The organism is Vreelandella aquamarina (genome assembly GCF_044805175.1).
In the GTDB taxonomy this organism is placed as follows: Bacteria; Pseudomonadota; Gammaproteobacteria; order Pseudomonadales; family Halomonadaceae; genus Vreelandella; species Vreelandella aquamarina_B.
On sequence record NZ_CP085232.1, the window covers coordinates 972,699 to 992,210 of the forward strand.

Sequence of the window (19,512 nt, forward strand, 5' to 3'; positions counted from 1 at the left end):
ACGTATGAAAAAGGGCTGGCGCTGTGCCAGCCCGAGGTGTCTATTCTGATGCCTGCCACTGGTTAACGACCAGGGTAATGCGCACGTCGCCGTAGTTCATCACCAGGCGGCGCGGCAGCCACATGCCTTCGGCCTGTTCCCAGTCACGGTAATCGATTTCCCAGCCGTCTTGCTGTAGATGGCTAGGGAAGCCGAGTTCGTCGGTTTCGAGCTGGTAGCTGGCGTGCTCCCCGGGCAGGCCGCGTACCCAGTCGGGCATGGCGCGCACCGGCAGCGACCAACCAAGCTGCTCTTCCATTAAGGCTTCCGGGGTTTCGGCCTCAAAGCGGCCTTCGCTGGTGGTGAGTGAGAAACGCCCCTCGCGGCCTTCCAGCACGCTACGACCGCCACCGAAGGGGCCGCTAATCAACATACGGAAGTAGTAGGGGGTCTGGTTCCAATCCAGATTGGCGCTGGTGTTCTCTTGGGGCGTGCGCAGGCCCGCTTTGCCAACCAGCGTCCAGCTATCGAACGCTTCCACATCCGCTTGTTGGCGCTCCCACTGGCCCGCTTGGCGGCCGCTTTCATCCACTGGTGCCTGGCTGGCGCAACCGGCAAGGGTAGCCACTGCCAGGGCAACCATCCATAGGCGGGCAGAACGATAGATTGATGCAAAAGGCGTGCTGGCAGGCGCGCTGTGCAAAAAAGAGGTCAACATAACTGGCTCCATGTCCGTGCTGTCTATTGTCAGGCTGTCTAAGGGTAAACACTCGTAACGTTAAAAAAAGTAAGCCTTAGGGTGCGCTGGGTGGCGTAAGTTCAGGGTAGCGCTCAAGCAAATCATCGATTTGAGGGTGGTAGGTCGCTCGCTGCAGAATACGGGCAATTAACTGGCGTGCCTCGTCGCTGCGGCCTAGCGAGTGCAGCACTTCAGCTAGGTGGGCGGCTATTTCCTGATCGGGCATCTGGGCATAGGCGCTCTCTAGCCATGCCAGCGCATCGTCGGGCTTGCCTAAACGGAAGTACACCCAGCCCATGCTATCCAATACCGCCGGATTGTCCGGGTCGGCTTCGTAGGCGCGTTCGATGAGGTCGCGGGCCTCTTCCAGCCTGCCCGCGATATTAAGATCCGCGAGTGTGTAGCCCAGTGCATTCAGCGCATCGGCATTATTAGGCTCGGTGCGTAGGATTTGCCGTAAATCCCGCTCCATGCCCGCTAAATCGCCCATCTCCCAGGCGCGCATGGCCCGTAGGTAGAGCAAGCCGGTATCGTCCGGGGTGCGGGCGAGTTCCCGATCCAGTAGGGCGGTGGCATCCTCCTGGCGTGACAGCTCATCCAGCAGTTGCACCTCCAACCTCACTAAATCACCGAAATAGGCGTCGTGGCGCATACGCTCAATGCGTAGAAAGGCGCGGGCATCAAGCAGGCGGTCATCCTCAATGAGCATTCGGGCCGCCGCTGCCCTGGCGGGTAGGAACTCATCGCCCTCATACACTTGGCGATAGTAGAGCAGGGCGTTATCAACCTCCCCCTGGGATTGAGCAATCGCCCCCAGTAGGAAGTAGGCGATATTGGGAATGCTCTCTTGGCCAATCAGCGGCTGCAGCAGCCGATAGGCAGGCTCGCTATGGCCTTCCTCTAAATAAAGCTGCGCCAGGGCGATGCGTAAATCCTGATTGCCGCCGTGGCTCTCCAATAGGGCATTGGTTTGCACTTCGGCCGCGTTAATGTTGTTGAGGCGTATTTCTGCCTGGGCCAGCATCAAGATAAAGCGGACATCGTCAGGGGCTAGGCTGAGCCCCTGCTGGGCCGCTTGGCGGGCGGCGCGGTGGTCGCCGGTTTCCAGCGCAAGGCGCGCCTTGGCCAGCCACAGGGCGGCGGACTCCGGCTCCTGCTGGGCCACTTGGTCAAGATAGCGCCGGGCGGTTTGCGTTTCGCCCAGAGCGGCTTCGATAAGCGCAGTGCCAAGCAGCACATCGCTATGGAATTCGCGCTGGGCAGCCTCCGGCTGGGCAAGATAGCTACGTAGCTGCTGCGCCAGCAGGTTCAGCGGCGCTCCTTCGGCAACCGCGATTTCAGCGAAGGGGGCAATTTCACCGTTGCCGCCTGCGCTGGCAATGGCTAGCCGCTGCTCCAGGCTGTCCAGCCAGTCGCCCCGCTGAAGCGATAGCGAGGCAAGCAGGCGGTTAGGCGTCTCTGCCTGGGGAGCCAGCTCGCGCCAGCGCAGTGCGGCGGCTTCCATTAACGCGGCGTCATTGCCAAAACGAGCGGCAAAGGTGGCTCGTTCAGCTAGGCCGGGGGCGTTATAGCGCTGGGCGGCTTCAAGATAGCCCTGGCCTGCATAGCGGTAGTCGCCGCGCTGCCCGGCGAGTTCTGCCGCCAGCAGGGTGCTTAGGCCGGCGGCATCCAGGCCGCGGGTGACCGGTGGCGCTGATGCCATGGGATCTTCAAGACTCCCGTGCCGCTCTCCGTCAGAAAAAGAGGGGGCAAGCTGGCAGCCGCTCAGCACTAGCGTAGCGGCCAGGGGGAGAAGGGGAAAACCCGAAAACGAAAGGGGAATACCCAATAGTGTCGCGCGATGGGGCATGCGTGTCTCGATCAAGTGGCCGAGTGTTCAGCATAGCGGCTTGGCTGCCTGCGGCAAAGTGGTGTGCGCCAGAACATGCTGTGCTGTGATAGAATGCTTCTCCTTGAAAAAGAGCCGAGTCAGCGCAATTCACTGGTTGGCTGCTTCTTTAGACGTGTTTTAGCAAGCCTACTAAATAATGACCAACAGTGACGTGACGACCGATCCACTAGCGAAGACGCATAACGCATGACGCTTCTTGCCCTGGGAATAAATCATCGTACTGCCAGCGTGGCTGTGCGTGAGCAGGTAGCCTTTACGCCAACGCAGCTGGAAAGCGCGCTGGCTGAGCTGCGTAGCCTGCCACACATTAGCGAAGCGGCGGTGCTTTCGACGTGTAACCGCACGGAACTCTACTGTGTGACGGATACCGCCGGTGAGCAGACCGTGCTGGACTGGCTGGGTCGTTTTCACAATTTACGCGTGGAAGAACTCTCCCGCTGCGCCTACCACTACCACGACAACGACGCCGCCCGCCATTTGATGCGCGTGGCCGTCGGTTTGGACTCCATGGTGCTGGGCGAGCCGCAAATACTTGGCCAGTTGAAAGAGGCTTACCAGCAGGCGCGTCAGGCCAACGGGCTGGGGGGCGAACTGGAGCGCCTGTTCCAGCACACCTTTGCCGTAGCGAAACAGGTCCGCACCGAAACCGGCATTGGTAAAAACCCGGTGTCGGTGGCTTATGCGGCGGTGAGCATGGCCAGCCGGATTTTTGACGACTTCGGCCGTGCCAGAGCGCTGCTGATTGGCGCAGGTGAAACCATTGAGCTGGTGGCGCGCCATCTCCACGAAGCCGGAGTGCGCCAACTCACCGTGGCGAACCGTACCCGCGAGCGGGCCGAGCAGGTTTCATCGTCGCTGGGCGGTACGGCCATTACGCTGCCTGAAATTCCCGATGCGTTGGAACATGCCGATATCGTCATTTCCTCCACCGCATCGCCGCTGCCTATTCTGGGGAAAGGCATGGTCGAGCGGGCGCTGAAAAAGCGCCGCCACCGGCCGGTCTTTATGGTGGATATTGCCGTACCCCGGGATATCGAGCCGGAAGTGGGCGAGCTGGCGGATGTGTTCCTCTATACCGTCGATGACCTGGAAGAGGTGATCGAAGAGAACCGCCGCCACCGTCAGGTGGCAGCCGACCAGGCCGAGTCGCTGATCGAGCATGGTGTGGGTAGCTGGCAGCACGAGCGGCGTATCCGTAATGGCGGCGAGGTGATCCGTGACTACCGGCACCACGGCGAGTCGCTACGTGACCAGGCTCGTGATCAGGCCCTTGAGCGTTTGGCGAAAGGAGAAGATCCGGCCAAAGTGGTCGAGCGTTTAGCGCACCAGTTAGCCAACCGCTTTATGCACCAGCCGACGCTCTCGATTCGCGAAGCTGCCTCCCAGGAAAACCATGATTTGCTAAGCGCCGCGACGCGCCTGCTGCTGCCGCCGAAGCCCGCCTTTGAGCAGCCCGCGCCCTCGGCAAAACGCCAAAAGGATGATACGCCCGCATGAAAGAGACTTTGCGCCAACGTTTAGACAGCTTCTCCGACCGGTTTGAAGAGCTGGCCATGCTGCTGTCAGATCCTGAGGTGATCAACGACCAGCAGCGCTTTCGCGATTACTCCCGGGAGTACTCGGAGCTGGAAGAGCTGGTCGCCGCTTGGAAGCGCTACCTTGAGGTGGAAAACAGCATTGCCGAAGCCGAACAGCTCAGCCGCGACAGTGACCCGGAGATGCGCGAACTGGCGGAGATGGAGATCAACGACGGCCGCGAGCAGTTGGAAACCCTCGACGTTGAGCTGAAACGCCTGTTGATTCCGAAAGACCCCGACGACGGCCGCGGTGTCTTTTTGGAGGTGCGGGCGGGCACTGGCGGCGATGAGGCGGCTATTTTCGCTGGTGATCTGTTTCGCATGTACTCCCGCTATGCGGAGAAGCGTGGCTGGCGGGTCGAGGTGGTCAGTGCCAGCCACGGCGAGCAGGGCGGCTATAAAGAGGTGATCTCCCGGGTGAAGGGCGATGGCGTTTATGCGCGGCTGAAGTTCGAGTCAGGTGCCCATCGGGTACAGCGCGTACCGGCGACCGAATCGCAAGGGCGGATTCACACCTCCGCCTGCACCGTGGCGGTGATGCCGGAGGTGGACGAAGTCGGGGATATCGATATCAACCCGGCGGATTTACGGGTTGATACTTACCGTTCAAGCGGTGCGGGCGGTCAGCACGTCAACACCACTGACTCGGCGATTCGTATTACCCACCTGCCCACCGGCGTGGTGGTGGAGTGCCAGGAGGAGCGCAGTCAGCACAAAAACCGCGCCAAAGCGATGTCGCTGCTGGCCGCTAAGCTCAAGCGCAACGCCGTGGACTCCCAGCGCCAGGAGCAGGCCGATGCCCGTCGCTCCCTGGTGGGTTCCGGGGATCGCAGCGAGCGTATCCGCACCTACAATTTCCCCCAGGGGCGGATTACCGACCACCGCATCAACCTGACGCTGTATAAGCTGACCGAAGTGGTGAGCGGCGAGCAGCTGGACGACGTGATTGAGCCGCTGATCCACGAGTACCAGGCGGAGCAGCTCTCGGCGCTACAGGACGCTTAATGACGTTCGATGCCTTGCTGAACAGTGCGGCCCAGCGGCTGCAGGATGCGGGTTCGCCATCGCCTCGCATAGATGCCGAGGTGCTGATGGCGTTCGTCGCTGGCCGCAGCCGCACTTGGCTTTACACCTGGGGAGACCGCGAATGCCCTCCTTGGGAGCATGCCCGCTTTGACGCGCTGGTGGCCGCCCGGGCCCAGGGCCAGCCGGTGGCCTATTTAACCGGAGAGCGGGAGTTTTGGGGGTTGCCCCTGGCCACCTCGCCAAACACGTTGATTCCCCGGCCCGATACCGAAACGCTGGTGGAAGCCGCGCTGGCGCGGGCTGCGGCCCCAGCGGGTAGGCTGCTTGATCTAGGAACGGGCACGGGAGCAATTGCCCTGGCGTTTGCCAGCGAAAAGCCGGGCTGGCAGGTGGTTGGTGCGGATATTCGACCCGAAGCGGTGGCGCTAGCGACCCGCAATGCCCAGTCGCTTAATATCACGAACGCCACCTTTTTGGTCAGCGACTGGTTTAGCGCCTTGGCACCGCCTTCGTCTGGCTCGCGGTTTGAGATAATCGTTAGCAACCCACCCTATATTGCTGCTGATGACCCGCACTTGGCCCAGGGCGATGTGCGCTTTGAGCCGCGTTCGGCGCTGGTCGCTGAAGCGGATGGCATGGCCGACCTACTGCATTTGATTACCACAGCGCAAGCCTACCTGCTACCTGGTGGCTGGCTGGCACTGGAGCACGGCTACCGGCAGGCCCCCAGGGTGCGCCAAGCGTTAAGCCAAGCGGGCTATCTAAACGTTGAAAGCGTCCAAGACCTCGGCGGCCATGAACGGGTTACCCTGGGGCGCATCAAATAACTGCCTGATTCATCAGTATTGGATCCTGCCATGAAACCAAAAAATAGAACGCTGGACCGTATCGATCTGAAAATTCTGCGCTGTTTGCAGGAAAATGCGCGGATTTCCTATGTTGATCTCGCCTCCGAGGTTGGTTTATCCACAACCCCTTGCCTTGAGCGGGTGAAGCGCCTGGAGCGGGCGGGCATTATCCGTGGCTACCAGGCGGTGCTGGACCCTCGCGCGCTAAAAGCTAACTTGCTGGTATTTGTGGAAATCAGCCTGGAGACCCAGTCGCCCGCCGTCTTTGACGAGTTCCGCCGCGCGGTGGAGAAGCTGCCGCAGATTCAGGAGTGCCACCTGGTCTCTGGTCAATTCGACTACATCTTGAAGTGCCGTATTCCTGAAATGGCCGCCTATCGTCAGCTATTAGGCGATGTGGTGCTGACCTTACCCGGCGTGAAAGAGTCGAAAAGCTACGTGGTGATGGAGGAGGTAAAGGAGAGCTTTAGCCTGCACATCCCCGATTTCGAGGAATTTGAGGATAAGTAAACCGATGATGGACGATCAGGCGCTGCTGCGCTATAGCCGCCAAATCATGCTGCCCGAGGTCGATATTGAAGGCCAGGAGCGCTTACGTAGTGCCCATGCGCTGATTATCGGCGCGGGCGGGCTAGGCTCGCCGGTGGCCCTTTATCTAGCGGCCGCCGGTGTGGGGAAAATCACCATTGCCGATGCGGACAGCGTAGAGCTCTCCAATTTGCAGCGTCAAATTGCCCATCAACAGGCCAGTATCGGGGTGAATAAAGCCCGTTCGGCTAAAGAACGGATGCAGGCGCTCAACCCTGACTGCCACGTGGTTGCCCTTGAGCAACACGCAGAGGGAAGCGCGCTGGAAACACTAATGGCTACGGCCGATGTGGTGCTGGACTGTACCGACCGCTTCTCTAGCCGCTATGCCATTAATGCCGCCTCGCAGCAGGCGGGTGTACCGCTGGTTTCTGGAGCGGCGATCCGCTTTTCCGGCCAGTTGGCGGTATTCGACCCGCGTGATGCCGCGTGCCCTTGCTATGCTTGCTTATATCCGCCGGGGGATAGCGATGACGAGGCGCTAAGCTGTGCGGAGAGTGGCGTGATGGCGCCGCTAGTGGGGTTAATTGGCTGTTTTCAGGCGGTTGAGGCGTTTAAGTTGCTAAGTGGGGCAGGTAAGCCGCACCAGGGGTTGGCGACTTTCGATGGGCTTAGCGGGCAATGGCGGAGCTTCCAGGTGCCGAGGGACCCAGCGTGTCCTGTCTGTAGCGTGCGCGCATAAAAAAACGCCCGCGGGGAAACGGGCGTGACGTCACGGTCTTCACGTCAAAGGGAACGAACTCAGCAGGGCGGCGGGGCCGCCCCATTGGCCAGTCATCCGGGCAATTAGTTACGAATCAGATAGTCGAATGCCCCGAGTGAGGCTTTCGCGCCTTCACCCATAGCGATGATGATCTGCTTGTAGGGCACGGTGGTAACATCGCCGGCGGCGAATACGCCAGGTACCGATGTCATGCCGTGGGCATCGACAATGATCTCGCCACGGGGCGACATCTCGATTGGCGAGCCTTGCAACCACTCGGTATTAGGCACCAGGCCAATCTGTACAAAGATCCCTTCCAGCGCGATGTTTTTGATCTCATCGGTGTTGCGGTCTTTGTAGGTCAGGCCGTTGACGCGGCTGCCGTCGCCGGTTACTTCGGTGGTTTGGGCGTTCAGGATGATATCGACGTTGGGCAGGCTCTTCAGCTTCTTCTGCAGTACCGCATCGGCGCGCATTTCACCCATAAACTCCACTAGGGTGACATGACCGACGATACCGGCCAGGTCGATAGCCGCTTCCACGCCGGAGTTGCCGCCACCGATGACCGCCACGCGCTTGCCTTTAAACAGCGGGCCGTCGCAGTGGGGGCAGTAGGCAACGCCTTTGTTACGGTACTCCTGCTCGCCGGGCACGTTCATCTCACGCCAGCGGGCACCGGTGGCCAGTACCAGGGTTTTGCTCTTCAGCTTCGCGCCGGATTCAAAGGTAACTTCGTGCAGGCCGCCTTCGGTTTCGGCTGCCTTGAATGAAGTCGCGCGCTGTAGGTTCATTACGTCGACTTCGTACTCTTTGACGTGCTCTTCAAGGGCGCTGACCAGCTTGGGGCCTTCGGTATGGGTGACAGAGATAAAGTTCTCAATGCCCATGGTGTCGGCTACTTGGCCGCCAAAACGCTCGGCGGCAACACCGGTGTTAATGCCTTTACGAGCTGAGTAGATCGCTGCCGATGCGCCCGCCGGGCCACCGCCGATGACTAATGTATCGAAGGCGGCTTTTTCGCTCAGCTTTTTCGCTTCGCGCTCGGCAGCGCCGGTATCGACTTTCGCCAGAATCTGCTCAAGGGTCATACGGCCCTGGTCAAACGGCTTGCCGTTGAGGTAGATGCTGGGCACCGACATGATTTCGCGGGCTTCCACTTCATCCTGGAACAGCGCGCCGTCAATAGCCACGTGGCGCACGTTCGGGTTGAAGATCGCCATCAGGTTGAGCGCTTGAACGACATCCGGGCAGTTCTGGCAGGAGAGCGAGTAGTAGGTCTCAAACAGCATCTCGCCGTCGAGATCCTTGATTTGATCCAGCAGCTCCTGGGAGGTTTTCGGTGGGTGGCCACCCACTTGCAGCAGCGCCAGTACCAGCGAGGTGAACTCGTGGCCCATGGGGATGCCTGCAAACACCACGCCGGTCTCTTCGCCGGGGCGGTTAATCGCAAACGACGGGGTGCGGCTATCTTGCCCGTCAGTGTGCAGGGTAATTTTATCGGTGAGGCTGCTGATATCTTCCAGCAGGCCCAGCAATTCACGTGACTTGGCACCGTCATCGAGGGACGCAACGATCTCGAACGGTTGAGTCACTTTTTCCAGGTAAGCTTTCAACTGATTTTTTAAATTGGCGTCCAGCATGACAGTGGCTTCCTCGTAGTCAGCAGTCAGTTGTTCTCAACCTAAAACGCCTGTTGCCGGTCATAAAGGCAGCCGGTAAAAGCGCTAGGGAAAACAGGGTGTGGTTACACAGGTGCTTAAACGAAACACCCGGGCCGCGTGCCCGGGTGTTGTGCTGCCTGTAGGGGTTCAGCTTAAAGCGATTCAATCCCGTGTCGGCAGCAGTAGGCGATTTAGATTTTGCCTACGAGGTCCAGAGACGGGGCAAGTGTCTCTTCGCCTTCTTTCCATTTCGCCGGGCATACTTCGTTCGGGTTTTCACGAACGTATTGAGCAGCCTTCACTTTACGCAGCAGCTCTTCAGCGTTACGGCCGATGTTGCCAGCGTTGATTTCAACGATCTGGATTTTGCCGTCAGGGTCGACAACGAAGGTGCCGCGCTCTGCCAGGCCAGCTTCTTCGATCAGCACTTCGAAGTTGCGGGAAATTTGCAGAGTCGGGTCAGCAATCATCGGGTACTGCAGCTTGCCGATGGTTTCAGAGCTGTCGTGCCATGCTTTGTGGGTGAAGTGGGTGTCGGTAGAAACGCTGTAGATTTCAACGCCCAGCTTTTTGAATTCTTCATAGTTGTCGGCCAAGTCGCCCAGCTCAGTCGGGCAAACGAAGGTGAAGTCAGCCGGATAGAAGAAGAAGATAGACCACTGGCCTTTCAGGTCAGCTTCGGTAACGTCGATAAATTCGCCGTTCAGGTAAGCAGTGGCTTTAAACGGTTTTACTTCAGTGTTGATCAAAGACATTCAGAACATCTCCGTAATAGGTGAATGACAGTAGGAAAAGTTGTTGCCAATGGTAGCGGGTTACGACTAATAGCTAAAATTGAAAAAATGAATCTTTTCAATAGTTGCTGATTATCATCTTGCTTTGCCACCTTCAGCTCAGCAAAGAGGTGGGGGCATCAGCAGCTGAATACAAGAATTTTTCACATACTCTTGCGATAGATAGCACTGCACCGCAAAATTCGCACGGTTGCGATAATTGCCTAAGCTGTTTCAACTAGGCTAAGGGGGCCGCCAAGGCTAACCTGCTAGTGCCAACCAGTAGCACTATGTTGGCTTTATGTTGGCTTTTGGTGATGTGGACTTTCAAGATAAGGAGCAGGTAAATGGGGAACATCAAAAAACTCTCAATGGCCGTTACGGCCATCTCTCTCGCCGTAGCGGCCACTGCTGCCCATGCCGACGAAGTGCGGGTATATAACTGGTCTGACTATATCGCCCCGGAAACGCTGGAAAAGTTTACCGAGCGCACCGGTATCGAAGTCACCTATGACGTTTACGACAGTAACGAAATTCTTGATGCGGCACTGTTGTCCGGCCGTTCAGGCTACGATGTGGTCGTGCCATCGACCTACTATTTTACCCGCCAGTTGAAAGCAGGCGTCTATCAGCCGCTTAACCATGAACTGCTGCCCAATTTAGATAACCTCGACCCTGAGTTGATGGCCAATCTCGAAACCATCGATCCAGGTAGCGAGTACTCTGTTCCCTATATGTGGGGCACCAACGGCATCGGCTACAATGTCGAGCGCGTGACTGAAATTTTAGGTGAAGACGCACCGTTAGATAGCTGGGCGCTGTTGTTCGACCCGGAAATTACCACCAAGCTAAACGAGGGTGGTTGCGGCATTGCCATGCTGGATTCAGGCGATGAGATGCTGTCTCCGGCGATGGTCTATCTTGGCCTTGACCCGCTCAATGAAAGCGTTGAGGACATTGAAGCTGCCGGTGAACTTATCGCCAACGTGCGCGATAACATTACCTACTTCCACTCTTCACGCTATGTGTCGGACCTCGCCAACGGCGATATCTGCGTAGCGGCGGGTTACTCCGGTGATATCTTCCAGGCCGCCGCGCGTGCCGAAGAGGCGGGCCGTGATTTCACCATTAGCTACAGCATTCCGAAAGAGGGCGCTGCGCTGTGGTTTGATATGATGGCGATTCCGGCGGATGCCCCGAATCCCGAAAACGCCCACGCGTTCATCAACTTTATCCTCGATCCTGAAATCGCTGCGGAGATCAGTGAGTACGTGCGCTACGCCAACCCCAACCTGGCTGCAAACGAATACCTCTCGGATGAGCTGATCAATGACCCGGCCATCTACCCGGAAACCGAGGTCATGCAGAACCTGTATGTCCAGGTAGAAAAACCCCAGGACATCCTGCGTGCCCGTACGCGTACCTGGAACCGCGTCAAGTCCGGCCGTTAATACTAATCATCGCCTGACAGCGAGCCGGGCAGTAGCTCGGCTCGCTGTTTGTCTTTTATCGCCCGGTTAACCGGGCCTTTTGATGGGAGTGGCGAATGGTCACTACGCCCCTATCGAACGAATCCTCTTCGTCCGCTATTCCTCCGCCGGTGCGCGCCCAGGGGAAGGCGCCACGCTTTGCCGAGGATATCGTGTTAGAGGTTAAGCGTTTGAGCAAGCGGTTTGATGATGCGCTTGCCGTCGATGATGTGAACTTGCAGGTAAAGCGCGGCGAGATTTTTGCCCTGCTAGGCGGTTCGGGCTCGGGTAAGTCGACCTTGCTGCGCATGCTGGCCGGATTTGAGACCCCTAGCGAAGGGCGCATTCTGCTCAGTGGCGAAGACATTACCGAGATGCCGCCGCACAAGCGCCCCATTAATATGATGTTCCAGTCCTATGCGCTGTTTCCGCACATGACCGTGGCGCAGAATATCGCCTTTGGGTTAAAGCAGGACAAGCTGCCTAAGGCAGAAATTGAAGCGCGGGTTGCCCAGATGCTCAAGCTGGTGCACATGGAGCGCTTCGCCAAGCGTAAGCCTCATCAGCTCTCCGGTGGTCAGCGCCAGCGGGTGGCGTTAGCACGCTCTCTCGCCAAGCGACCCAAGCTGCTGCTGCTGGATGAGCCCATGGGCGCGCTGGATAAAAAGCTGCGCACCGAAATGCAGCTAGAAGTGGTCGAGATCATTGAGCAGGTAGGGGTGACCTGCATTATGGTGACCCACGACCAGGAAGAGGCCATGACCATGGCTGACCGTGTAGCGATTATGGCCGATGGCTGGATCGAGCAGGTGGGCTCGCCGGTGGATATCTACGAAAGCCCCGCCAGCCGCATGGTGGCCGAGTTTGTTGGCACGGTGAATCTGTTTGAAGGCGAAATTATCGAGGACGCCGCCGACCACTGCCGCATCGAATCACCGGCGCTGTCACGGCCGATCTATATCGACCACGGTATTACCACCCAGGCGGTAGACCGCCGGGTATGGGCGGCGCTGCGCCCTGAAAAAATCTGGCTAACCCGTGAGCAGCCTTCGTCAGAGTACAACTGGGAAGCGGGTAAGGTCGACGATATTGCCTATCTCGGCGGTTATTCGCTCTACTACATACGTACCGCCTCTGGGCAAATGATTAAAGTGAGCATGGCCAACACCGAGCGTCGCGGCGACCGCCCAACCTGGGAGGATAGCGTGTACGTTTATTGGGAAGATCACAGCGCTATCGTGCTGAACCGCTAATGCCCGGGTGGCTGAGAGGAGATTGCCTATTATGATGCCATCTCGCATTGCAGGCGTGATCAAGCGTATGCATTTAGGTCGACGTGCCGTGATTGCGTTCCCGCTGGTGTGGCTCACGCTGTTTTTCCTGCTCCCGTTTGCGCTGGTGCTGAAAATCAGCCTGTCGGAGTCGGCCATTGCCATTCCCCCCTACGGGCCACTGGTGGAGTATGCCGACCAAACGCTGAATATCTTTTTGAATCTAGGCAACTACCTGTTTTTGTTGTCGGATTCGCTCTATGTCGCCGCATACTGGGGGTCGATCAAAACCGCGTTTGTAGCCACGGTCGTGTGTTTGCTGATTGGCTATCCAATGGCCTACGCCATGGCCCGTGCCCCGGGGCGCTGGCAGCTGATTTTGCTGCTGTTGGTGATGCTGCCATCCTGGACGTCGTTTCTCATTCGTGTGTACGCCTGGATGGGTATTCTCAGCAATAGCGGCCTCATCAATAACCTATTGATGGGGTTGGGAGTGATTGATTCACCGCTGCGGATGATGAATACCCAGTTTTCGGTGATTGTGGGCATTGTGTATGCCTATCTGCCGTTTATGGTACTGCCGCTGTATGCCCACCTGACGCGTTTGGATAACTCGCTGTTGGAAGCGGCCTCAGATCTAGGGTCGCGTAAGCTCAATACGTTCCTGAAGGTAACGCTGCCGCTCTCGATGGGGGGCATTATCGCCGGTTCAATGCTGGTGTTCATTCCCGCCGTGGGGGAGTTTGTGATTCCCGAGCTGCTGGGCGGCCCCGATACGTTGATGATCGGCAAGGTGCTGTGGGAAGAGTTCTTCCTTAACCGCGACTGGCCCGTAGCCTCAGCACTCGCCATGGTGATGCTGCTGCTATTGCTTATACCTATTGTGTGGTTCCACCGCTACCAGTCACGGGAGCTTGAAGAATGATGAGAACACGTCGGCGCCCGAGTTTTACCACCGTCATGCTGGTGCTGGGCCTGCTGTTTCTGTACCTCCCCATGATGGTGCTGGTGGTGTATTCGTTTAACGAGTCGCGCCTGGTAACCGTATGGGCCGGCTTCTCTACCCAGTGGTATGGCGAGCTGTTCCGTGACCAGCAAATACTCTCCGCCGTATGGACGAGCCTGAAAATTGCCTTTTTTGCGGCTAGCATGGCGGTGTGCCTGGGCACGGTCGCCGCTTTCGTAATGACCCGCTACGGCCATTTTCGGGGTAAAACAGCGCTATCGAGCATGGTAACCGCGCCGTTGGTGATGCCGGAAGTGATTACCGGCCTCTCGCTCTTGCTGCTGTTTGTGCAAATGGCCCAACTGATTGGTTGGCCCGCCGACCGTGGCATGGCCACCATCTGGATTGCCCACACCACGTTCTGTAGCGCCTACGTGGCGGTGGTAGTGGCCGCCAGGCTGCGGGAAGTGGACCGCTCCATTGAGGAAGCGGCGATGGATTTAGGCTCCCCGCCGGTCAAGACCTTCTTTTTCGTCACGCTACCGGTCATTGCCCCGGCCCTTGCCGCCGGTTGGCTGCTGGCCTTTACCCTATCGCTGGATGATTTGGTGATCGCCAGCTTCGTGTCGGGGCCGGGGGCCAACACGCTGCCGATGGTGGTGTTCTCCTCGGTGCGGATGGGGGTTTCACCCAAGATCAACGCGCTGGCGACGCTGATTATCCTGACCGTTTCGCTGGCGACGCTGCTGGCGTGGTACTTCATGCGCCGCAGCGAGTCGAAGCGCCAGGCGGCCATGCAGCAAGTCGAAGGGGCTTGAGCGGGGCTATAGCACGTCGTCATCACGACCGGTGATGACGGCGTCCAGCTCGCCGGTGATAGGCGATACGATGACCTGAAGCTGAATAGGCGCACAGCACTGGTGACAATCTTCCCAGGTATCGTGGCTACCCTGGGAAGTGTCGATCACGAAGGTGAGTGGCGTGTCACAGTAAGGGCAGTGAAAATCGTGGTTGACTAAAGCGTCGTCTTGCATGGTGTTTGCCCTTTTTAGCGTTACACTCGGTGTGATATCAACATGATGGTTCCTTAGTGTAGCAGTGCGGTTTGCAAGCAGGCACCTGATGCGCGAATCAGGTAGGATAATGGCGGGTTTTCCCGAATCACCTAGCGAGATAAAAGCGATGATGAAACGATACATGGCAGTTGCGGCCTTAGCGGCCTTCCCGATGGTCGCCCAGGCGGAAACACCTAATGTCGCGCCCGGCGAATGGGAGTTCGTCAGCGTGACCAGCGTCAGCGGCGATATGCAGATTCCTGATCAAACGGAAACCGAGCGCCAGTGCATTACCCAGGAAGAGCTGGAGGGCGCTGATTTTGGTTTTATCGAAGAGGAAGAGGGCTGCGAACTGCTGAACCAGGATATGAATGCCGATGGCCTCTCCTACAGCATGGTGTGCCGTGCCGAAGGTGGCGAAGCAACCATCGATGGCGAGATGCGTTTTATGGGCGAGCGGATCGAAGGCACCGTGGATATCCTGACCCAGTCACCCATGGGTGAGCTGGCGATGAATACCGAGATTGAAGGCGAGCGTATCGGTGATTGCGAATAAGCGTTTCCACTGTGCCATGCCGAACTGCCAAGGGCGCCTAGCGGGCGCCCTTGGTGTATCTACGGGTGGTGTATCTACGGGTGGTGTATCTACGATTAGTGTAACTGACGGTGGGTATTATCGTTCTGGCGTATCCAAAGGCGTGTGCTGGGCCGTGGGGGCGTTGGCGATCTCTTCCTCTAGCTGGCGCTTCACTGCTCCTGGTGAGCCGGAGTAGCGGGCAAGCAGGTCGTAAGCCACCGGCACCACGAACAGCGTGAAAAGAGTGGCGGCACCCACACCGGCCATGATGACCGTGCCGATCACCAAGCGTGATTCCGCACCCGGTCCGCTGGAGATGATCAGCGGAATGGCACCGGCCATGGTGGTCACGGCGGTCATCAAAATCGGCCGTAGGCGGGTGACCGAGGCTTCGATCAGCGCCGAGCGAAACGCCTGGCCTTCATCACGCAGTTGGTTAGCAAACTCGACAATGAGAATGCCGTTTTTAGCCGCCAAGCCAATCAGCAGCACCAAGCCTACCTGACTGTAAATATTCAGCGACTGACCGCTGAGTAGAAGGGCGAGCAGGGCGCCACTCATGGCCAACGGAACGGTCAGCATAATCACAAACGGGTGAACCAAGCTTTCAAACTGGGCGGCCAGCACCAGGAACACCACCACCGCGCCAAGAACCAATAGGAAAGTGGTCGCACCGCTTGCCTGCTGGAAATCCCGCGATGGCCCCGCCACGTTGGTTTGTACCTCTTCGGGTAGGATGGTCTCGGCGGTTTCTTGAAGATACGCCAGCGCTTCGCCTAGCGGGTAGCCATCGGCAAGGTTGGCTTCAATAGTAATCGCGCGCACGCGGTCAAAGCGGTTCAGCGTACTGGCACCGGCAAAATCTGACAGAGTTACCAGGCTGGCCAGCGGGATGAGTTCGCCAGAACGCGCCGAGCGCACCTGGATATTATCCAGTGTGCGCGGGCTGTTTTGGCGGCTGCGGTCACCCTCCACAATCACATCGTACTCTTCGCCATTATCCACATAGCGGGTAACGTTGCGGCCACCCAGCAATACTTCCAGGGTGCGGCCAATCTCAGTCACGGTGACGCCTAACGCAGCGGCACGCTCGTAGTTAATATCGACCCGCAGCTGCGGCTGGGTTTCGTCGTAGTTGCTTTCGATGGCGGTGAGGCGGGGGTTGTCTGCGCGCACGTGGTTAATCAGCCGGTCGCGCCAGCGGGCAAGCTCCTCGTAGGTACCGCCGCCCAGCACAAACTGCACCGGTTTTTGGGTGCGCTGGCCGAAGCCTTGGCGCATGACGGGAAAGGCTTGTACTCCCGGCAGCGAGCGCAGCTGCTGGCGAACGTCGGCCATGATCTCCCAGGCACTGCGGCGGCTGCCCCAGTCCGCCATATTGACGATGATAAAGCCGCTGTTGAAGTTTTCGATATTGCCGAAGCCGCGCGGGGCGCGCACCACCACGCGCTCCAGCTCGCCGCTCTCTACAAAGGGGGTGAGCCGGGCTTCGATCTCATCCATGTAATCCATCATGTAGTCGAAGGTGGCACCTTCCGGGCCGTTGACCAGCACAATAAAGTTGCCGCGATCCTCCTGGGGGGTGTACTCATTGGGCAGCACCGAGGCGAGCCACGCCGTACCGGCAATTAGCAGGGCAAACAGCGCCACTACCAGCCACTTGGCGGCCAGCACAACCTCCAGGGCCCGCTGGTAGCGGCGCTTGGTGCCGTCCAGCAGCCACTGGACGCCTTGCCCAATGCGGCTATCGTGCATGCCGGGTTTGAGAATTTTAGAGGCCATCATCGGCGTTAGGGTCAGTGCCAGTAGGGTAGAGACAATGACCGCAGCGGCCATGGTGAGGGCGAATTCAGAGAACAGTCGGCCGATATCGCCTTGCAGCATGCTCAGTGGTACGAACACCGCGACCAGCACCAGCGTGGTGGCAATCACCGCGAAAGCGATTTGCCGCGTGCCACGGAAGGCGGCCACCAACGGTGTTTCGCCGTAGTCGTGCATCCGCCGGTTGATGTTTTCGAGCACTACGATGGCGTCATCCACAATCAGCCCTATCGCCAGTACCAGCGCCAGCAGGGTGAGCAGGTTGATCGAGAAATCCATCGCCGCCAGGGCGATAAACGCACCAATGACGGCAATCGGCACCGTCACGGCGGGGACAAGGGTAGTGCGGAAATTGCCAAGAAATAGAAAGATCACCACCACGACGAGCCCCATGGCGATAAACAGCGTCATCACCACCTGCTCAATGGCCCCGGAAACAAATACCGAGGCGTCATAGTTCAGCGTGAGCGACATCCCGTCGGGCAGCGTTTCCTGCAGCCGCCCAAGTTCCTGCTGGACCGCTTTGGATAGCTCCACAACGTTGGCGGTGGACTGCATGATCATCCCCAACCCCACCATGGGCACGCCGTTGGCACGGAAAACGGAGCGATCCTCCACTGAACCAACTTCCACCCGTGCTACATCCGATAAGCGCACTAGGTAGCCGTTGCTGCTTTGGGTAAGCGCTAGGCGCTGAAAGTCGTCAGCAGTGGCAAAGCTGCGCGGCAGGCGGACGATAAACTGGCGGTCATCGGATTCAATAGAGCCTGCGGGCAGCTCGACGTTTTCAGCACGCAGGGCATCTTCTACATCGCCGACGGTAAGGCCACGGGCCGCCAGAGCGTTGCGGTCCAGCCAAATACGCATGGCGTAATCCTGGCCGCCGCTCACCCGTACCCGGGCGACGCCAGGCTGCACGGAGAGGCTATCCACCAAAAAGCGGTTGGCGTAATCGGTCAGCTCAGCAATGGAGTAGTCTGCCCCTGAGAGGCTCAACCACACCACGATCTCTTCGCTGGAATCGGCTTTGGTGACTTCAGGGTTATCGGCGTCGTCCGGCAGGTTGCGTAGCGCGCCTGAAATGCGGTCGCGGATATCGTTAGCGGCGGCGTTGATATCCATGGTGATGGCGAACTCAATCTCGATGCGCGAGCGGCCATCCTCGCTTTGCGAGGTAATCAGTTCGATACCTTCCACACCGGCGATGCGATCTTCCAGCACTTGGGTAATGCGTGTTTCTACTACGCTGGCCGAGGCACCGGGGTAGCGGGTATCGATACTGACGATGGGCGGGTCAACCGTGGGATACTCTTGCAGCGGCAAGCGGTTAAGCGCGAGCAGCCCAAAGGCGATAATCAGCGCGGCAATCACCATAGCGAGCACGGGCCGCTGTACGGAAATATCGGATAAACGCATTAGCGGTCAGCCTCCAGCAGCGCGCGGATATCCGTGTTGTCGTCGGCAACGCCTAACAAACGTACTTCCTGCCCTTCGCGGGCGAGCTGTAGGCCGTGGATTACCACCAAATCGCCTTCGCTAATCCCTTCCAGAATCTCCACTTCACCGCTGCGCCGCTCGCCAATGGCCACTTCTCGGCGCTCTAAGCGTGGCGCCTCCTCCTGTTGTTGAATCAGCATGACAAAGTGGCGGTTGCCGCTAGGCTGGATGGCGGCTTCGGGCAGCACCAGCGTATCGCGCACCCGCTGCTGGACAATCACCTCCATCAGCATACCGGGGCGCAGCTTCAAATCCGGGTTGGCTAGTTCAGCGCGTACGCTAACGCTGCGGGAGACAGGGTCAATGCGCGTGCCAATACTGGCAATCTCACCGCGAAACACCTCGTCTGGGTATGCCGCTGTGGTGGCACTCAAGCTTAACCCTGCGGATAACCGCCCCAACAACACTTCCGGCACGGTAAAGTCGAGCTTCATTACGTCAAGCTTATCCAGTGTCACTAGCGCCATGCCGGGCGTAACCAGGGCACCCACGCTTACATCGCGGAACCCCACCCGCCCACTGAATGGGGCGTGTATCCGGTAATTTTCCAGCCTGGCCTCCAAGGCCTGGGCATCGGCTTCTGCTTGGCGTAGCCGCGACTGGGTATCTTCGACATCGGCCCGGGGGGCTAGGTTACGCTGCTGTAGCTGTGAGGCGCGTTCTGAAGCATTACGGCGCTCGGTGGTGATTGCTTGCGCGGCGCGCAGCAGTGCCTGCTCCTCCGCATCTTCCAAGCGCACCAGTAAGCGTCCGCGCTCTACCTGTTCGCCATCATCGAATTTAATCTCTGCAATGGTGTCGGTCACGGTGGCTGATAAAGTGACGCTCTCATCGGCGCTGAGCGTACCAAGCGCTTCCAGTGGGTCCGACCAAGTCTCTGTGGCTGCGTAATAACCAATGACCGGTGGCAGCGATTGCGCTGCGGCGAAAGTTGCCCAGCCAAGCATCAGTAGGCAGTAAACGAGGTGTTTAAAAACCAGCATGGATATCTCATCGCTATTTAGAATGGCAGTAGTATCTAGCAAATGGACGCCCTGCTAAGGCGCAAACAGCGCCTGCATTCGGGTTAATTTGTTTTGTTAGTTAATTCC

The 19,512-nt window shown here is 58.5% G+C and carries 17 protein-coding genes; 10 read left to right on the top strand and 7 right to left on the bottom strand.

What is annotated here, in order from left to right; translation table 11 throughout:
- Window positions 1–40: 40 nt before the first annotated feature.
- Together lolB and LG300_RS04590 are read right to left on the bottom strand one after the other, a co-directional pair.
- Window positions 41–697, bottom strand: a complete 657-nt coding sequence (lolB, locus tag LG300_RS04585; protein WP_404377207.1) for a lipoprotein insertase outer membrane protein LolB — start codon at window positions 695–697, stop codon at window positions 41–43.
- A gap of 76 nt (window positions 698–773) precedes the next feature.
- Window positions 774–2,567 carry a tetratricopeptide repeat protein gene (locus LG300_RS04590; protein WP_404377208.1) on the bottom strand — a complete coding sequence of 598 codons (1,794 nt, stop codon included), beginning with the start codon at window positions 2,565–2,567 and terminating at the stop codon, window positions 774–776.
- Window positions 2,568–2,795: 228 nt separating this feature from the next.
- Here LG300_RS04590 and hemA point away from each other — a divergent pair, with 228 nt between their 5' ends.
- From hemA to LG300_RS04615, 5 genes are read left to right on the top strand one after another with little or no spacing between them, the layout of a single operon-like run.
- On the top strand, window positions 2,796–4,106 hold the full coding sequence (hemA, locus tag LG300_RS04595) for a glutamyl-tRNA reductase (protein WP_404377209.1): 1,311 nt from the start codon (window positions 2,796–2,798) through the stop codon (window positions 4,104–4,106).
- Window positions 4,103–5,191, top strand: a complete 1,089-nt coding sequence (gene prfA, locus LG300_RS04600; protein ID WP_404377210.1) for a peptide chain release factor 1 — start codon at window positions 4,103–4,105, stop codon at window positions 5,189–5,191. Before hemA ends, prfA begins: the two co-directional genes overlap by 4 nt.
- The gene (prmC, locus tag LG300_RS04605; RefSeq protein WP_404377211.1) at window positions 5,191–6,039 is read left to right on the top strand and encodes a peptide chain release factor N(5)-glutamine methyltransferase; all 849 of its coding nucleotides are present in this window, start codon (window positions 5,191–5,193) and stop codon (window positions 6,037–6,039) included. Before prfA ends, prmC begins: the two co-directional genes overlap by 1 nt.
- Before the next feature lie 30 nt (window positions 6,040–6,069).
- Complete coding sequence (locus tag LG300_RS04610; RefSeq protein ID WP_078086966.1) at window positions 6,070–6,570, top strand: Lrp/AsnC ligand binding domain-containing protein; 501 nt, start codon at window positions 6,070–6,072, stop codon at window positions 6,568–6,570.
- Window positions 6,571–6,574: 4 nt separating this feature from the next.
- Window positions 6,575–7,330 (top strand): HesA/MoeB/ThiF family protein, encoded by a 756-nt coding sequence (locus LG300_RS04615; RefSeq protein WP_404377212.1) that lies wholly within the window; start codon window positions 6,575–6,577, stop codon window positions 7,328–7,330.
- A 104-nt stretch (window positions 7,331–7,434) separates the two neighbouring features.
- On the opposite strand, the gene ahpF is transcribed toward LG300_RS04615, so the two are convergent.
- Window positions 7,435–8,991: an alkyl hydroperoxide reductase subunit F gene (gene ahpF, locus LG300_RS04620; RefSeq protein ID WP_404377213.1), complete on the bottom strand. Its 1,557-nt coding sequence runs from the start codon at window positions 8,989–8,991 to the stop codon at window positions 7,435–7,437.
- Window positions 8,992–9,203: 212 nt separating this feature from the next.
- Window positions 9,204–9,767, bottom strand: a complete 564-nt coding sequence (ahpC, locus tag LG300_RS04625; protein ID WP_404377214.1) for an alkyl hydroperoxide reductase subunit C — start codon at window positions 9,765–9,767, stop codon at window positions 9,204–9,206.
- Window positions 9,768–10,132: 365 nt separating this feature from the next.
- Here ahpC and LG300_RS04630 point away from each other — a divergent pair, with 365 nt between their 5' ends.
- The 4 genes from LG300_RS04630 to LG300_RS04645 all read left to right on the top strand — a co-directional run bounded on the left by LG300_RS04630 (window position 10,133) and on the right by LG300_RS04645 (window position 14,289).
- Window positions 10,133–11,236, top strand: coding sequence for a polyamine ABC transporter substrate-binding protein (locus LG300_RS04630; RefSeq protein ID WP_404377215.1), 1,104 nt, complete (start codon window positions 10,133–10,135; stop codon window positions 11,234–11,236).
- 95 nt (window positions 11,237–11,331) lie between these two features.
- Entirely contained in the window at window positions 11,332–12,507 is a 1,176-nt protein-coding gene (locus LG300_RS04635; RefSeq protein WP_404377216.1) for an ABC transporter ATP-binding protein, read from the top strand.
- A 31-nt stretch (window positions 12,508–12,538) separates the two neighbouring features.
- Complete coding sequence (locus tag LG300_RS04640) at window positions 12,539–13,450, top strand: ABC transporter permease subunit (RefSeq protein ID WP_404377217.1); 912 nt, start codon at window positions 12,539–12,541, stop codon at window positions 13,448–13,450.
- Entirely contained in the window at window positions 13,447–14,289 is an 843-nt protein-coding gene (locus tag LG300_RS04645; protein WP_404377218.1) for an ABC transporter permease subunit, read from the top strand. Before LG300_RS04640 ends, LG300_RS04645 begins: the two co-directional genes overlap by 4 nt.
- 6 nt (window positions 14,290–14,295) lie before the next feature.
- On the opposite strand, the gene LG300_RS04650 is transcribed toward LG300_RS04645, so the two are convergent.
- Window positions 14,296–14,505, bottom strand: a complete 210-nt coding sequence (locus LG300_RS04650) for a CPXCG motif-containing cysteine-rich protein (protein WP_404377219.1) — start codon at window positions 14,503–14,505, stop codon at window positions 14,296–14,298.
- A gap of 163 nt (window positions 14,506–14,668) precedes the next feature.
- Between LG300_RS04650 and LG300_RS04655 the strand changes: the two genes are divergently transcribed.
- The gene (locus LG300_RS04655) at window positions 14,669–15,082 is read left to right on the top strand and encodes a DUF3617 domain-containing protein (RefSeq protein WP_404377220.1); all 414 of its coding nucleotides are present in this window, start codon (window positions 14,669–14,671) and stop codon (window positions 15,080–15,082) included.
- A gap of 117 nt (window positions 15,083–15,199) precedes the next feature.
- On the opposite strand, the gene LG300_RS04660 is transcribed toward LG300_RS04655, so the two are convergent.
- Window positions 15,200–18,340, bottom strand: a complete 3,141-nt coding sequence (locus tag LG300_RS04660; protein WP_404377221.1) for an efflux RND transporter permease subunit — start codon at window positions 18,338–18,340, stop codon at window positions 15,200–15,202.
- Complete coding sequence (locus LG300_RS04665) at window positions 18,340–19,404, bottom strand: efflux RND transporter periplasmic adaptor subunit (protein ID WP_404377222.1); 1,065 nt, start codon at window positions 19,402–19,404, stop codon at window positions 18,340–18,342. The genes LG300_RS04660 and LG300_RS04665 overlap by 1 nt, the downstream gene beginning before the upstream one ends.
- Window positions 19,405–19,512 lie beyond the last annotated feature (108 nt).

Coding starts and splice junctions, on each gene's coding strand:
- LG300_RS04630 (WP_404377215.1), top strand. CDS start 10,133: ATGGGGAACATCAAAAAACTCTCAATGGCCGTTACGGCCATCTCTCTC.
- LG300_RS04665 (WP_404377222.1), bottom strand. CDS start 19,404: ATGCTGGTTTTTAAACACCTCGTTTACTGCCTACTGATGCTTGGCTGG.
- LG300_RS04590 (WP_404377208.1), bottom strand. CDS start 2,567: ATGCCCCATCGCGCGACACTATTGGGTATTCCCCTTTCGTTTTCGGGT.
- LG300_RS04655 (WP_404377220.1), top strand. CDS start 14,669: ATGGCAGTTGCGGCCTTAGCGGCCTTCCCGATGGTCGCCCAGGCGGAA.
- LG300_RS04635 (WP_404377216.1), top strand. CDS start 11,332: ATGGTCACTACGCCCCTATCGAACGAATCCTCTTCGTCCGCTATTCCT.
- LG300_RS04660 (WP_404377221.1), bottom strand. CDS start 18,340: ATGCGTTTATCCGATATTTCCGTACAGCGGCCCGTGCTCGCTATGGTG.
- ahpC (WP_404377214.1), bottom strand. CDS start 9,767: ATGTCTTTGATCAACACTGAAGTAAAACCGTTTAAAGCCACTGCTTAC.
- ahpF (WP_404377213.1), bottom strand. CDS start 8,991: ATGCTGGACGCCAATTTAAAAAATCAGTTGAAAGCTTACCTGGAAAAA.
- LG300_RS04645 (WP_404377218.1), top strand. CDS start 13,447: ATGATGAGAACACGTCGGCGCCCGAGTTTTACCACCGTCATGCTGGTG.
- prfA (WP_404377210.1), top strand. CDS start 4,103: ATGAAAGAGACTTTGCGCCAACGTTTAGACAGCTTCTCCGACCGGTTT.
- LG300_RS04640 (WP_404377217.1), top strand. CDS start 12,539: ATGATGCCATCTCGCATTGCAGGCGTGATCAAGCGTATGCATTTAGGT.
- lolB (WP_404377207.1), bottom strand. CDS start 697: ATGTTGACCTCTTTTTTGCACAGCGCGCCTGCCAGCACGCCTTTTGCA.
- LG300_RS04615 (WP_404377212.1), top strand. CDS start 6,575: ATGATGGACGATCAGGCGCTGCTGCGCTATAGCCGCCAAATCATGCTG.
- prmC (WP_404377211.1), top strand. CDS start 5,191: ATGACGTTCGATGCCTTGCTGAACAGTGCGGCCCAGCGGCTGCAGGAT.
- LG300_RS04610 (WP_078086966.1), top strand. CDS start 6,070: ATGAAACCAAAAAATAGAACGCTGGACCGTATCGATCTGAAAATTCTG.
- hemA (WP_404377209.1), top strand. CDS start 2,796: ATGACGCTTCTTGCCCTGGGAATAAATCATCGTACTGCCAGCGTGGCT.
- LG300_RS04650 (WP_404377219.1), bottom strand. CDS start 14,505: ATGCAAGACGACGCTTTAGTCAACCACGATTTTCACTGCCCTTACTGT.